The sequence below is a fragment of the Fusobacterium sp. JB019 genome, assembly GCA_030673965.1.
Taxonomy (GTDB): Bacteria; Fusobacteriota; Fusobacteriia; order Fusobacteriales; family Fusobacteriaceae; genus Fusobacterium_B.
Genome location: JAUTCN010000004.1, coordinates 78,777 through 93,334 on the forward strand (window position 1 = coordinate 78,777; position 14,558 = coordinate 93,334).

Below are 14,558 nucleotides of genomic sequence, written 5' to 3' on the forward strand. Positions count from 1 at the left end.
CCTACTTTACCCCCTTTGTAGCATATCCTAAACCTGGAACTATATTTAAATCTACTAAACGAGAAGCTCCTAATTTATTGATATAAGCTTCATGATTTGGTACATCATAAACCCATTCTTGAATAAATGCATCAAAATCTTCTTGAGTTTTACTTACTTTATCATAAAGTTTTAAGAAATCATTGTCATAATCATAATATCCATAACATTGAGTTGGATGAGCTCCATATGGTAAATGAACTACTGCATCTACGCAGAAACATGGAATAGAATTTTTAGTAGGATCTTTACGAATTTCTTCGTTACTTACTAACTCTTCACAAGTTACTATACAACGTTTTGCTGCTATTGCGATATCTACATCATGGAATTCGTCACCTAAAATAGAACAAGTTCCATCTGGAGATGCTTTTTGTACATGGATTAAAGCTAAATCTATTTCAGGTACTGGAACAGCTACCACTTTTTCTCCTGGGTTGAATGGATTTTCAACATATACAAATTTATCATCTGGTATTTTTGGTATAGTTTTTCTTATTTCTTTTGAAATTCCCCATTTATTTACTAAATCAGTTCCCATCATTAAACGAACTGGTAAATAAGGTAATCCTAATGAAGCTGCATGTAACATTAACATAATAACATCTTGAGAATAATCTTCCATATGAAGTTTCCCTGCTTCAAACCATTTTCTGAAACGTCTAGAAACATTTGTTACTCCTGAATTTGCTGTATAACAGTTAATGTATGCTTTAACACGGTCACACCCTATAAGCATGTCCCAATCTCCACCTGCAGGTCCACCTTCTCCTACAAAATCTTTAAATCCTTGTCTTAAAATTTCATAAACTAATGAATATGGTTTTCTGTTTGTAGTGAAACCACCAATTACTATGTGATCTTCATTTTTGACATATTTTGCTACTGCTTCTTTTAAAGTTAACACTTTATTTTCCACGTCAAAAACCTCCTTAAAATATTTGTTTTTTTATTTTTACTTATAAATTTTATTTTATTACTTTAATATATAGTAACATATTGCATTACACAGTACATTACTATATATTTTTAATTACTTTTATCCAAAAATCATCATAAAGAATCCTGCTGCAACAGCTGATCCTATAACCCCTGCAACATTTGGTCCCATTGCATGCATTAATAAGAAGTTAGTTGGATTAGCTTTAGCTCCTTCAACTTGTGCAACTCTTGCTGCCATTGGTACTGCCGAAACTCCAGCTGCTCCAATTAATGGATTTATTTTTCCTTTTGTTAGAAAACATAATAATTTCCCTAACAATAAACCACCCATAGTAGAGAAACAGAAAGCTAAAAGTCCCATCCCTATGATTGCTAATGTTTGAGTTCTTAAGAATATTGCTCCGTCTGATGTTGCCCCAACTGCTAACCCTAACATAATAGTTACTATATTACATAGCGCATTTTGACAAGTATCTGATAAACGTCCTACTACTCCAGACTCTCTCATTAAATTTCCATACATTAACATACCAATTAATGGAGCTACTGAAGGAAGTAATAAAGAACAGAATAATGTTACGAATACTGGGAAAACAACTTTTTCAGTTTTAGAAACTTTTCTTAATTGTCCCATTTTAATTTTTCTTTCTTCTTCTGTAGTTAAAGCTCTCATAATAGGAGGTTGAATCATTGGAATCAACGCCATATATGAATACGCTGCAACGGCTATTGGTGCAACTAATTGAGGTGCCAGATTATTTGCAATATAAATTGCTGTAGGTCCATCTGCTCCACCTATAATCCCTATAGCTGCTGCTTCTCCAACTGAAAATAATCCAGTTGCATTTGCTAACATAAATGCTACATATATACCAAATTGTGCTGCTGCTCCTAATACCAAACTTATTGGGTTTGCAATTAACGGACCAAAATCAGTCATTGCTCCAACACACATGAATATTAAACATGGGAATAAACTACTTTTTACCCCATTATATATAATTCTTAAAATTCCTGATGAATACCAAGGATCTGCATGTTTCATTAAATCTGCTAATGGTAAATTCGCTAAAAACATTCCGAAAGCTATCGGTAAAAGTAATAACGGCTCAAACTTTTTAACAATAGCTAGATATAATAGTACAAAAGCTACTAACATCATAACAGCTTGTTGCCAACTTATTGCTAAAAATCCTGATTGCATCAGTAATTCTTTTAATACTGTAAAAAAGTTCATTTAATGTTCCTCCTTATTTAAGAACAACTAAAGTTGCGTCTGTATCTACTGCATCCCCAGCTTTAACAAGAACAGAATCAACTGTTCCATCAGCTGAAGCAACTACTTCAGTTTCCATCTTCATAGCTTCTAAAACTACTACTACTTGTCCAAATTTAACTGCATCTCCTGCTTTAACTTTAACATCTAAAACTGTTCCTGGTAAAGGACTTACTACTGATGATTCTCCTGCTGCTGGAGTTGCTGCTGGTGCAGGTGCTGCTGGTGCCGCTTGAACTGGTGCTGCTGGTGCAGGTGCTGCTTGAACTGGTGCAGGTGCAATAACTGCATTTGGATTAGCTATTTCTTCACGTGTTAATGCTCTATAATCCTCAACTCTTTCTAATTCTACCTCATATTTTTTCCCATTTAATGTAGCTATGTATTTCATATTAATATAACCCTACCTTTCAATTTTTATTTTTTTGTTTTTTTTGTTTTTCTTACTATTTTACTTCTTTGATTTCTTTAATTTTATATTCCCCTTTTAAAGAACGAACTTCTTCAGATACAGCAGCCATAATAACTGCATATACATCATCGTTGTTCTCTTTTTTAGGTTGAACTACTGGCTTTTTGCTTTCTTCTTGTCCTGAAAATTTTCCAAAAATTTTAGAAAATACTACTATTGACAAGGCTAATGTTACCAAAGCTGAAAACACTATTGAAACACCCAAACCTGATATGACTAGTGATTCCATAAAAGTCATTACATTACCTTCGAACATTTAATAATACACCTCCTTGTGTTATTATTTTATTTCTTTTATTCCATATTGTGGAACGCATTCCACTAATTTTATAAAAAGATTATAATACAACACTTCTTAGAAGTCAATAGTTTTTTTTAACTATAGTCGTATTACATAATATTTTCTCTTATTTAATTCATTGCATCCTGCAACAGTACAGTTTAAGATGCCGTTATATAATTTTTATATTCTTTTAGAATATCCCATACATTGAGATAATTCTTCTCCCATATCTTTTACTACTTCCTTTAAAAACTCTATTCTTTCATCAGTTAAACTTTTGTTTCTTAAAACTACAATTCCTATAGAAGATATAACTTTTCCATTGCTGTTAAATATAGGAGAAGCTATCCCCATTGTTCCTTTAACATAATCTCCTGTAGAAGTTGATATTCCATCTTCTCTTATTTTTTCCAACTTTTTTAAAAGTTGTTCCCCCGTCATTTTTAATTTGCATTTTTTATTAACAATAATCTTCTTTATATATGCATCTATAAAATCTTCACCTTGATAAGCTAATATTGCTCTTCTGATTGCCCCATAATGTAAATATAGTTCATCCCCAAATTCTTCTACTATTTTTAAAGTTCTTGGACCATCTATTCTTTCCAATACAATTCCTTTATTTCCCACAGGAATAACCAAAAATGTGTCTTCTCCTGTTAAGGTAACTAATTTTTTTAGAATAGGATATGCAATCTTTTGTAAATGAATATTTTTAGAAGCTGCAGTACCTAAAGATATTAAAGCTGGACCTAACATATAATAATGAGAATTTCCATCTTTTACCACATATTTTTCAGAACATAATGTTTTCAAAATACGGTGAACTGTACTTGGTGGTAAATTTAGTTCTTCTACTATCTGAGCTATTGTGCAGCTTTCTTTCGCTTTTAAAACTCCTAATACTTCAATAGACTTTAATAAGCTTTGAATCATAATATTTTGTTGTTTATAAAAATCTTTTAAATTTCTATAACTTTTCCCTCCTTTCTTTCATTAATATATTATAAATTTTTTATAATACAAATTTAAATACTCTATTTTTTAGTATACTATTTTTTTTCAAAATAGCAAATTTTTTTGATAATGTTTTTTTATGAATTATCTTTTCTCTTAGAAACAAAGAGTTTATACCGACACTATATACTTCATATATACATCGTATATGCTAACATTAAAAATATAAATTTTTAGATATTTGAATTATATGGTATTATCGTTTATGAAGTGATAAATAAGTACATTTTCCTTATCTTTTTTATCGAATCTGAACAAACTTAGTTTTTCATTCAGTAGTACTTACTTTTTAGTGCTATTAATGATATATATAATACAAATAGGGGGTAATATTTTATGACGTTTAATTTTAACATGTATGAAACTCTTGCTATTGCAATTGTTATACTTCTAGTTGGAGATTTCTTGAAAAAAAGAATTTCTGTACTTGAAAGATTTTTTATTCCTGAACCAGTTATTGGTGGGGTACTATTTTCTATAATTTTACTTATAGGACATAACACTAATATGTTCAATTTCACTTTTGATGGAACTTTAAAGACTTTCTTAATGGTTGCTTTCTACGCAACAGTAGGATTCCTTGCAAGTTTCGAACTTCTAAAAAAAGGTGGAGTTGGAGTTGCTTTGTTCCTAGTATGTGCTATTATACTAGTTACTCTTCAAGATATAGTTGGTGTTTCTTTAGCTAAAATGTTTGGATTACATCCATACATTGGTCTTGCAGCCGGATCTGTTCCTTTAACAGGTGGACACGGAACTTCTGGAGCATTCGGTCCTATCATGGAACAAGCTGGAGCTACTGGAGCAATGTCTGTTGCTATGGCTTCTGCTACTTTTGGACTTGTTGCTGGTTGTTTAATCGGTGGACCTATCGCTAAGAAATTAATTGAAAAATTCAAACTTCAAGGACCTAAAGAAGAAACTGTACTTAATGAAGATGGTACTGATTCTGAAACTGCTGTTGTTGAACATAGAATGACTGAACAATCTATAACTCATGCAATTGTTGCTATTGGTTTAGCAGTTGGTTGTGGTGTTTGGATTCCAGCTTTTTCTAAAGCTCACGGTTTAGCTTTACCTATTTACTTAGGACCAATGATCATTGCAGCTCTTATCAGAAATATCATGGATGCTTCTAAAAAGAAACTTCCTTTAAAAGAAATTTCTGTTATTGGAAATATCGCACTTGCTTTATTCCTTGCTATGGCATTAATGTCTATGAAATTATGGCAGCTTGCTGACCTAGCTTTACCATTAATTGTTATCTTATTGGTTCAAACTTTTATGATGGGTGTATTCGCTTACTTCATTACATTTAATGTAATGGGAAGAGACTATGACGCAGCTACTATAGCATGTGGACATTGTGGATTTGGAATGGGAGCTACTCCTAATGCAATGGCTAACATGGAAGCTTTCACTAAAGCAAACGGACCATCTATCAAGGCATTCTTTGTTATACCTTTAGTTGGATCTCTATTCATAGATTTCTTTAACGCTTTCGTTATAACTACTTTTATGAATATTTTCAAATAAAAACAAATCATTAAAATAGAAAAGCCCTCTAGGATAAATCCTAGAGGGCTTTTCATATGTGTTCCTAAAACGTCTTTTAGCCTTCTTTTTAAGTTACTCTATTATTCTTCTATAGTTTAATTGTAGAAACTCTCTATTAACTTAATAAAGCAATATAGAAGCTCAACTTTTATTAACACAATAAAAAAACTCTCCAGCTTAAAGCTAGAGAGTTTTCATCTATCTTGAGAACACATCTGCAACACGATACAAATCTATAACATCTTGTTTCTTTTCACCTTCCCAAGCATAAGAAATAGGATGCGTTACTATAGTTCCATTTTCTATACCTACCATAACTCCACCTTTTTCTTCTTCTAGGACTTCCACTGCTTTTAAAGCCATTCTTGTAGCTATAATCCTATCTCTTCCTGAAGGAGCTCCTCCTCTTTGGACATGTCCTAAAATAACTGATCTAACTTCTGTAGAAACTTTCTCTTTTAATTTTTTTTCTATCTCTAATATATCTCCAGCACCTTCTGCAACTAATATAATATCATGAAGTCTTCCAGTATTTCTTCTTTGTTTAATTTGAAAAGCTAACATTTCAATAGAATTCTCAACTTCTGGTATAAGCAACCCATCTCCACCACCAGCAAGACAAGCATGAACCGCTAAATCTCCAGCGCTTCTTCCCATAACTTCTATCAAAATTGTCCTTTCGTGAGAAGTAGCAGTATCTCTTAATTTAGAAATAGCATCTAATATTGTATTCAAACAAGTATCGAAACCTATTGTAAAATCAGTTCCAATTATATCATTATCAATAGTACCTGGCAATCCTACAACTTTTATCCCATGTTCCTTTGCTAAAAGATCTGCTCCATGATAAGATCCATCCCCACCTATAACTATAAGACCTTCTATTCCTCTTCTTTTTAAGTTTTCAGCTGCTATTGCTCTATATTTAGGATCTTTGAATTCTGGACATCTAGCAGTTAAAAGAGCCGTTCCTCCTCTTTCTATAATCCCAGATAAAAATGATCCTTCTATTAAAAAGATTTCATCCATTAACATTCCATGGTATCCTCTTCTAACACCATAAACTTCCATTCCCTTATATTGAGCCATTTTTGCTGCTGCTCTTATGGCTGCATTCATTCCAGGAGCATCTCCTCCACTTGTTAAAATAGCTATTTTTTTCATATTACCCCTCCAAGTTTTGCATATGTTTTACTCTTCTAAAAATATACCCATTTTTCTATACTTATTATATCTATTTTCCAATAAAGTATCTATCTCTATTTTTTTCAACTCTTGAATTGATAACAATACTGCTTTTTTAAGGTTAATTTCTGCACATAATTTATCTTTATGAGCTCCTCCCAATGGTTCTGGTATTATCTCATCTATTATCTGCAACTTTTTTAAATTTTGAGCTGAAATTTTTAAACTGGAAGCCGCTTTTTCTGATAAGCTACCATCTTTAAATAATATTGCTGCACATCCTTCAGGTGAAATCACTGAATAAACAGAATGTTCAAGCATCATTACCTTATCGGCCACTGCAAGAGCCAAAGCTCCTCCACTTCCCCCTTCTCCAATTATGATTGCTATTATTGGAGTTTTAATTCCTGACATTTCCATTAAATTTCTGGCAATAGCCTCTCCTTGACCTCTTTCCTCTGCTTCTAATCCCGGATAAGCTCCTGCTGTATCTATCAAGGTCAAAACCGGAATTTTAAATCTTTCTGCCAGTTTCATTAATCTCAAAGCTTTTCTGTAACCTTCTGGGCTAGCCATTCCAAAATTTCTATGGATTTTTTCATCCATACCTCTTCCTTTTTGAATTCCAATAATCATAAATTTATGACCTGATATTTTACAAAGGCCTCCTACTATAGCTCCATCATCTCCAAATAATCTATCTCCATGTAACTCAACAAAATCTTCTGTAATTCCATTTATGTATTCAACTGTATTTGGTCTTTCTGGATTTCTAGCAATATAAACTTTTTCCCAATCACTAAGATTAGAATAAACCTCTTTCGCTCTTTTCTTATATTCTTTTTCTAATTTATTTATCTCATCATCTAAATTAATATTTTTATCTGTAGAAAATTGTTTTAACTCTTCTATTTTATTTTCTATTTCTAAAAGTTCTTTTTCAAATTCCACCATAACCCCCTAACAACTATAAAATATTACTTAAAATTTTTGTAATTGTATCTTTCATTTCTTCTCTTTTAACTATAACATCCACCATTCCATGATCTAATAAAAATTCACTTCTTTGGAATCCTTTAGGTAATTTTTGCTTAATTGTTTCTTCAATAACTCTTTGACCTGCAAATCCAATAAGAGCATTAGGTTCAGTTACTATCACATCTCCTAGCATTGCAAAAGATGCTGTTACACCACCTGTTGTAGGATTTACTGGTACCGAAATGAAAGGAATACCTGCTTGCTTCAATTTTTCAACTGCTGCTGATGTCTTAGCCATCTGCATTAAAGAAACAATTCCCTCATACATTCTCGCTCCACCTGAACTAGCCACTACAATTACTGGTATTTTTTGTTCAAGTCCTCTTTCTAAAGCCCTAGTTATTTTTTCTCCAACTACAGACCCCATACTTCCACCTAAAAAATTAAAATCCATTATAGCAACACTAACTTCTATTCCTGAAATTCTACCTACTCCTGATAAAACTCCTTCTTTCATGTTTGTTTTTTCTTTAGATTTTTTTATTTTTTGTTCATATCCTTGGAATTCTAAAAAATCTTTAGCTTCTAAATTTACATCCTTTTCTTCAAAAGTTCCCTCATCAATTAATAAATCTAGTCTTTCCTTTGCAGTCATCTTATAATAATAACCACATTGAGGACATTTTTTTAAATTTCTTCTTATATCTTTTTTTATTGTAATTTCTCCACATTCTGGGCATTTTTCCCATAACTCCGATACCTCTTCTGTGATCCCATTTTTTTCTTTTTCTATTATTGTACTAGTTTGATCTGAATCTTTAACTGTTAAAGTAGCATACTTTTTCTTTCTTAGAGAAAAAAATCTCATTCTCTTCCTCCTTATTTTTGATTTCGTAACCATTATTTTATATGATTTTTACAAATATTTCAACATTTATTTGCATTCTATTACATTATAATATAGAATAAATATAAAAATCAATAATTATTACGAGGTGATGATCATTAATAAAAATTTAACAAATTTACGTCTTGAATTAGATAATATCGATAATAAAATAGCAGAGCTAATTTTACAAAGAATCGAAATAGTTAAACAAGTTGGAAATATAAAAAAACAAGAAAAAAATAATTTCTATGTCCCAAAAAGAGAAGAAGAAATTTTTTCCAGAATATCTAAACTATATCCCCAATTGAATCCCAAAATAATAAAAGCTATTTTCACAGAAATCATTTCTTCTTGTAGAAGCTATGAAAAAATATTTAACGTCGGCATAACAAAACATTTTTTATCTAAAATAGCTATTCAAAATACATTTGGATCTTTTTGTAATACCTTTGTTTTCAACAACATTAATGAAATCGATTTAAAAAATATTGACTATCTCCTTATACCTTTAGATGTCAATTCTTGCGATTTAGTTGAAATTAATTCAAATTTTTTATTACTAAAAAAAATAATTTTAGAAAACATTGAATTTCACCTTTTAGAGAAAATAAAAAAATAACTTTGCTAAACAAAGAAATAGATTGTATAATTTTAGTATATTCAACTTATTACTTGGAGGTTTCATTATGAAAAAACTAATTATATTTACAATATTGACTCTATTTATTGGATGTAGTAATTTACCATCTCTATCATCCACTAAACCTTCACCACCAGTTTTAAAGAAAATTTCTGAACATACAGATTCAAAAAATGAAACGTATGGTATTGGATCTGACAGAATATCTTCCACAGGAGATTTTGTTGCTGAAGGAAAAGCTAAAAAAGAATCTTTAAATAATCTTAGAAAAAATATAAATAAAGAAGTTAATGCTTATTTTGATGACTTCTTAAAAAATGTAGATCCTTATTCTAAGTCTATGTTTATAAATTCTAAAAAAGAATTAACTAATTATGCTACTGATGATATTTTACTTAACGCTTCACAAAAAGAATCATTTACAATTAACGGTAAAATCTACGTATTATCCACAGTAGAAAAAAAAGATATCTTTGACAAAAGTAAATTTACATTTTTAGAATATACTTCTAATATAAAAAAACGATTAGAAAAAATATATTCTCGTATAAACACAAATTCTTTCCAAAATAGCGAAGATATTCCTATAAAAAAAGTATTTAAAGATACAATTTCAGAGCCTGAAATTTCAAACAAAAAAATAAATAATGATTTATCTTCAGATGATTTTACATCACTTGAAGATGATCCTTTATTTCTTTAAATTATAAAAGAAAGGGGCATTACAAAAAATTATGAAAAAATTACTTTTATTATTCTTTATTTTATTTTCCTTAATTGGATGTAGTAACTTAAAGAAGGTTAATTATCCTAAAAATGGAACTTCTAAAGTATTTTATGAAAATGGAAATTGTAAAAGAATAGAAAACTATAAAAATGGATTTTTAGATGGAGAATATATTGAATTTTATAAAAATTCTAATGTGAAATCTAAAATTAGTTATATAGTTGGAAAAAAAGAAGGCCTTTTTGAATCTTTTTATGAAAATGGAAATTTAAAAGAAAAAGGATTTTATAAAAATGGATTAAGAAATGGTATATGGTCTTATTTCAAAGAAGATCAAAGTTTAAATTTTAAAATAGATTTTAAAAGTAAAGGTTATTTTAATCCAGAAGAATATAATATCATGAAATAAAAAAAAGACAGATTAATCTGTCTTTTTCTTATTCAGGAACTATCATAACTATACAGTGAGAGTGTTTAACAACATAAGTTGTTACAGACCCTATCATACGAGTTAATCCTTTTTTTGTAGATTTAGTCATTACTATAATATCCGTATTTTCTGTTTTTGCAATTCTTAATATTTCTCTACCTGGTTCAACAAAGCCAACTCTGCATGTAACGTCATAGCCCTCTAAGTTTTCAACTGCTTCTGCTACTTTTTCCTGCATTTCTTGCTCTGCTTCTGAGTAATCCATTTCTTCAATAAATAGTTTGGCATCTTCTTTTACATATAACAATGTAATAGAAACCTCTTCAGGTTTATAAAGATTTTTAACTAAGTCAATAGAATGCATACTTCTTTCTGTTCCGTCTAAAGGTATTAATAATTTTTTCATAACAAACCCTCCTTATACAGATTGATAAAGTAAAAAATAAATAAACATTTCCTCTTATATAATATTCTGCGTTCCTTAAAATTTTCCTTTATTTTTTTTAATTAATTCTAACAAAAAAAGCATTTTCATCATGTATTTCTTTTAATATATTACACATCTTTTCATTAGTAATATTTTTAGTTGTATATACATTATAATCTTTTACTGTTTCTTGTTTATCTATAAACTTCATTCTTGTTTCGTTTATTTTTTTTCTTGTTCTAATATAATATTTACCCTCAACTAAAGAAGGATCTTTAACTAGTTTATTTTTAAACTCAGGATAATCATATTCTTTCTTCTCAAGAATATCTATCAAATCTTGAACTCCTGCATTTCCTGTAGGATATTTTCCTGCTCCCTGTCCAAAAAATTTCAATTCTCCAATCGAATCTCCCTTTAAAAAAGCAATATTAAAATTAGTTGGAACTGTTGCTTCCATTTCATCAAAATTATAAGCTACAGGCTCAACACAACAAATATATTTATCTTCTTTTTTCTTTCCTACAGCCATCAATTTAACAACTTTATCCTTTTCTTTAAAATAATCAATATCTATTTTCAATATATTTCTAATACCAAAAACATTTACTTCTTTTTCAGGAACTAAAAAATCAAATGCAATAGAAGTGGAAATCATTATTTTCCTTAGGATATCTATCCCATCTATATCTGCAGAAGGATCTGCCTCAGCATATCCTTTCTCTTGAGCTTCTTCTAATGTTTCTTTAAATTCAGCAGAAAATTTAGTCATTTTATCTAAAATAAAATTTGTAGTACCATTAAAAATCCCACCGATTTCAGAAACTTCATCAATTTTTTTCACTTTTTTTAACCCTTCTATTATTGGCACTCCCCCACATACACTAGGTTCATAATAAAATTTAACCTCATACTCTTTCGCCAATTCTACAAACTCTTTAAAATGTTTAGCCACAACAGCTTTATTTGCTGTTACTACATTCTTACCTGCTTTTAATGAAGATATAATATAATCATAAGCCGGATTAATCCCACCCATGACTTCTACTACAGTATCTATTTCTTTATCCTGTATTATATCTTGAGGATTTATGGTTAGGATATCTAAATTTCTACCTTTTATCGAGCTTACTAAGGCTTTTTTTATTTCTATTCTTTTTAAACCCGACGTCTTTTTAGTTTCTATAATATCAAAAATACCTCTTCCAACTACTCCAAAACCAAATAATCCTACTTTCATAATTACCTCCATTTAATCTTTGTAATATTTATTTCATTGTATTGCTGAGTATTATACCATATTTTTTCGATTATTTGGAGCATAAAAAATATCCGACACTGTAAGAAAGACATTTTTCTGAAAATGTTCTAATTTTTCGGACAGAAGCTTTTGATCCAACTCCAACTCCCGTCCTTTTTAGATGCCTCAAAGCATCCAAAGGTTGATCAAACTTAATAATTTTTTCTTCTTCATAACTTTCTATTTTATAAAAATATTTTTCTAATAATAATACAATTTCTTCTCTTGTTTTATAATTTAAACTAACATTAAAATGTTTTTGAATTTCTTTTAAATTTCCTTTTATATATATTGAAAAAGCTAATCTATCAGTTCTTTGAGAAATACTTTTTATCAAACTTTCTAAATCTTCAATCCATTGAAAACTAGAACTAGAAATAACTAAATCATAGTTTTCATTTAAACTTTTAGACATATCTCCTTTTATAAATTTCTCATAATTTAATTCCGCTAAATATTTTTCAGTATTAAAATAATCGTTCAAAATTAATTTTTCAATTTTCATATCTTTTAAAACACATCTGGTAAATATTCCTGTTCCACATCCTAATTCAATCACTTTAGAATAATTATTTTTTCTAAAGTAATTTTTCATTAAATTAACAAGTTTCTCAGCTACTTGTTTTTGTACTATCGCATTATCATTGTATGTTGAAAAGTTTTTATTAAATTCTTTCATATTATTTTATTATATCCTCCCAGCTTTTTAATTGAGGAAAAATATAATGTCCCCCGTCTATCTGTTTTATCTCTACGCTTTTTGATTTATAATATTTAATCTGATTTTTGCTCTTTATAATTTTATCATTTAAGCCTATTATTGCTTTTGAAACTTTGTTTTCTTGAGGAATATAATTTTCTTTTAAATATTCAAGTTCATAAATTAAATCTTTTATTTCTTTATCTTTTGGTCTTAATTTACAATCCATATTTATATAAAATTTTTCTAGATTTTCTTCGTCCATTCCTTTTAATGTCAAATTATAAACTTTCTCCATAATTCCATATTTACCTATTATTTCAGGAGTTCCATTAATAGATATAACCTCTTGATAATCAAAATCTAAATTATCATTTAAAAACTTACACATATAATATACTCCAAAAGACCAACCTATAAATATTATATTGTTATATCCTTTTAATTTGTTTCTATCTAATTTATAAGGAAAAGAAATGTTTAAAATTTCATATTCACTTTTATTCTTTAACTCTTTTAAAACTTCTTCATTCATTCCCCAGCCATTAAAAAATACTATTATATTCATGTTTAAATTCCTTTAAAAATTTTTCTATTTCCTCTTTTGTTATATCAGGATTAAGCCCTATCCTTATTCTTTCCGTTCCTTTACCAACTGTCGGACTTTTTATTGAATAAACTATATACCCTTTGTCTCTTAATCTTTTTGAAATTATATCTACTTTTTTATTGTCACCTATAATTAACCCTAAAATATGAGAATCTGAAACAACCTCTATTTCTAGCTCTTTTATTTTTAAAAAAGTAAAATCTATTAATTCCTTTAATTTTTCTCTTTTTTCTTGAAAATTATTCATATTTTCTAAAATAAATAAATTCCATAAATTATTAACTGGAGGTAAACTTGTAGTATAAATAAACTCCCTACCAAAATTTATCAAATAATCTTTATAATAATTTTCACAAATTATATAAGAACCTATCGATCCTCCACCTTTTCCTAAGGGAATAACTAAAAATTCTATATCTTTTACTAAGTTTAAATTATAAGCTACCCCATATCCATTAACACCATAAGAGTGAGCTTCATCTATCATTAAATCACAATTATATTTTTTCTTAAGTTCAACTAATTTTTTTAAATTAGCTGTATCTCCTTCCATGCTATAGGTAGTTTCAGATATAATTAATACATCTTCGTATTTATCCCTATATTTTATCAATATATCTTCCAAATGTTTTGTATCCAAATGTCTATATCTCAAAATTTTACATTTACTAGAAATTATACCATCGTATATACTTGCATGATTTAATTTATCCGTTATTATCAAAGATTCCTTATTATAGAAAGTGTCTATTATTGTTTTATTTGCTGAAAAACCGCTATTCATAACAAGACCAGGTTTTCCATAAATTTTTTCTAACTTATTTTCAAGAGATACCACTCCCTTATAATTTCCTGTAATCAATCTAGAAGAGCTAGAAGATAAATATACCTCATTTTTAAACTCTTTATAAAATTTTTCCTTTAGCTTTTCATCGTGAGCTAATCCTAAATAATCATTTGAAGATAAATTTAAATCTTTTTCATTGAATTTTTTCAAAGTTCTAAAATTATTTTCTTCTTTTTTTCTATTTAATTGTGATATTATTTTATCTTTCTTCATAAGCTGTACTCTTCCTTATTTTTTAA

General features: G+C 28.8%; 17 protein-coding genes. 4 read left to right on the forward strand and 13 right to left on the reverse strand.

The window, feature by feature from the left end:
- Position 1: 1 nt before the first annotated feature.
- The 5 genes from gctA to Q7K47_03945 form a co-directional block, all read right to left on the reverse strand.
- A complete protein-coding gene (gene gctA, locus Q7K47_03925) occupies positions 2-958 on the reverse strand; it encodes a glutaconate CoA-transferase subunit A (protein MDP0506359.1) in 957 nt (318 codons plus the stop codon).
- Positions 959-1,078: 120 nt separating this feature from the next.
- Positions 1,079-2,218, reverse strand: coding sequence for a sodium ion-translocating decarboxylase subunit beta (locus Q7K47_03930; protein MDP0506360.1), 1,140 nt, complete (start codon positions 2,216-2,218; stop codon positions 1,079-1,081).
- 13 nt (positions 2,219-2,231) lie between these two features.
- Complete coding sequence (locus tag Q7K47_03935) at positions 2,232-2,648, reverse strand: biotin/lipoyl-containing protein (protein ID MDP0506361.1); 417 nt, start codon at positions 2,646-2,648, stop codon at positions 2,232-2,234.
- 55 nt (positions 2,649-2,703) lie between these two features.
- Entirely contained in the window at positions 2,704-2,985 is a 282-nt protein-coding gene (locus Q7K47_03940; protein ID MDP0506362.1) for an OadG family protein, read from the reverse strand.
- A 207-nt stretch (positions 2,986-3,192) separates the two neighbouring features.
- Positions 3,193-3,948, reverse strand: coding sequence for an IclR family transcriptional regulator (locus Q7K47_03945; protein MDP0506363.1), 756 nt, complete (start codon positions 3,946-3,948; stop codon positions 3,193-3,195).
- Between the two features lie 417 nt (positions 3,949-4,365).
- Here Q7K47_03945 and gltS point away from each other — a divergent pair, with 417 nt between their 5' ends.
- On the forward strand, positions 4,366-5,565 hold the full coding sequence (gltS, locus tag Q7K47_03950) for a sodium/glutamate symporter (protein MDP0506364.1): 1,200 nt from the start codon (positions 4,366-4,368) through the stop codon (positions 5,563-5,565).
- Between the two features lie 219 nt (positions 5,566-5,784).
- On the opposite strand, the gene pfkA is transcribed toward gltS, so the two are convergent.
- The 3 genes from pfkA to accD are packed head-to-tail and all read right to left on the reverse strand — an operon-like array spanning position 5,785 to position 8,617.
- Positions 5,785-6,750, reverse strand: coding sequence for a 6-phosphofructokinase (gene pfkA, locus Q7K47_03955; GenBank protein ID MDP0506365.1), 966 nt, complete (start codon positions 6,748-6,750; stop codon positions 5,785-5,787).
- Positions 6,751-6,777: 27 nt separating this feature from the next.
- Positions 6,778-7,722, reverse strand: coding sequence for an acetyl-CoA carboxylase carboxyltransferase subunit alpha (locus Q7K47_03960; GenBank protein ID MDP0506366.1), 945 nt, complete (start codon positions 7,720-7,722; stop codon positions 6,778-6,780).
- Positions 7,723-7,738: 16 nt separating this feature from the next.
- On the reverse strand, positions 7,739-8,617 hold the full coding sequence (gene accD, locus Q7K47_03965) for an acetyl-CoA carboxylase, carboxyltransferase subunit beta (GenBank protein ID MDP0506367.1): 879 nt from the start codon (positions 8,615-8,617) through the stop codon (positions 7,739-7,741).
- 130 nt (positions 8,618-8,747) lie between these two features.
- On the opposite strand from accD, the gene Q7K47_03970 reads away from it, so the two are divergent.
- The 3 genes from Q7K47_03970 (at position 8,748) to Q7K47_03980 (ending at position 10,414) form a co-directional block, all read left to right on the forward strand.
- Positions 8,748-9,257, forward strand: coding sequence for a chorismate mutase (locus Q7K47_03970; protein MDP0506368.1), 510 nt, complete (start codon positions 8,748-8,750; stop codon positions 9,255-9,257).
- 67 nt (positions 9,258-9,324) lie between these two features.
- Complete coding sequence (locus Q7K47_03975; protein ID MDP0506369.1) at positions 9,325-9,981, forward strand: hypothetical protein; 657 nt, start codon at positions 9,325-9,327, stop codon at positions 9,979-9,981.
- Positions 9,982-10,012: 31 nt separating this feature from the next.
- Entirely contained in the window at positions 10,013-10,414 is a 402-nt protein-coding gene (locus Q7K47_03980; GenBank protein ID MDP0506370.1) for a hypothetical protein, read from the forward strand.
- A 28-nt stretch (positions 10,415-10,442) separates the two neighbouring features.
- Here the strand turns inward: Q7K47_03980 and Q7K47_03985 are convergent, their stop codons facing one another.
- The 5 genes from Q7K47_03985 to Q7K47_04005 all read right to left on the reverse strand — a co-directional run bounded on the left by Q7K47_03985 (position 10,443) and on the right by Q7K47_04005 (position 14,532).
- Positions 10,443-10,841, reverse strand: a complete 399-nt coding sequence (locus Q7K47_03985) for a universal stress protein (GenBank protein ID MDP0506371.1) — start codon at positions 10,839-10,841, stop codon at positions 10,443-10,445.
- Positions 10,842-10,938: 97 nt separating this feature from the next.
- Positions 10,939-12,102 carry a homoserine dehydrogenase gene (locus tag Q7K47_03990; GenBank protein ID MDP0506372.1) on the reverse strand — a complete coding sequence of 388 codons (1,164 nt, stop codon included), beginning with the start codon at positions 12,100-12,102 and terminating at the stop codon, positions 10,939-10,941.
- 70 nt (positions 12,103-12,172) lie between these two features.
- Positions 12,173-12,841, reverse strand: coding sequence for a methyltransferase domain-containing protein (locus Q7K47_03995; GenBank protein MDP0506373.1), 669 nt, complete (start codon positions 12,839-12,841; stop codon positions 12,173-12,175).
- 1 nt (position 12,842) lies between these two features.
- Positions 12,843-13,430, reverse strand: a complete 588-nt coding sequence (locus tag Q7K47_04000) for a DUF452 family protein (GenBank protein ID MDP0506374.1) — start codon at positions 13,428-13,430, stop codon at positions 12,843-12,845.
- Positions 13,408-14,532, reverse strand: a complete 1,125-nt coding sequence (locus Q7K47_04005; protein ID MDP0506375.1) for an aminotransferase class I/II-fold pyridoxal phosphate-dependent enzyme — start codon at positions 14,530-14,532, stop codon at positions 13,408-13,410. Before Q7K47_04005 ends, Q7K47_04000 begins: the two co-directional genes overlap by 23 nt.
- Positions 14,533-14,558: the final 26 nt, after the last annotated feature.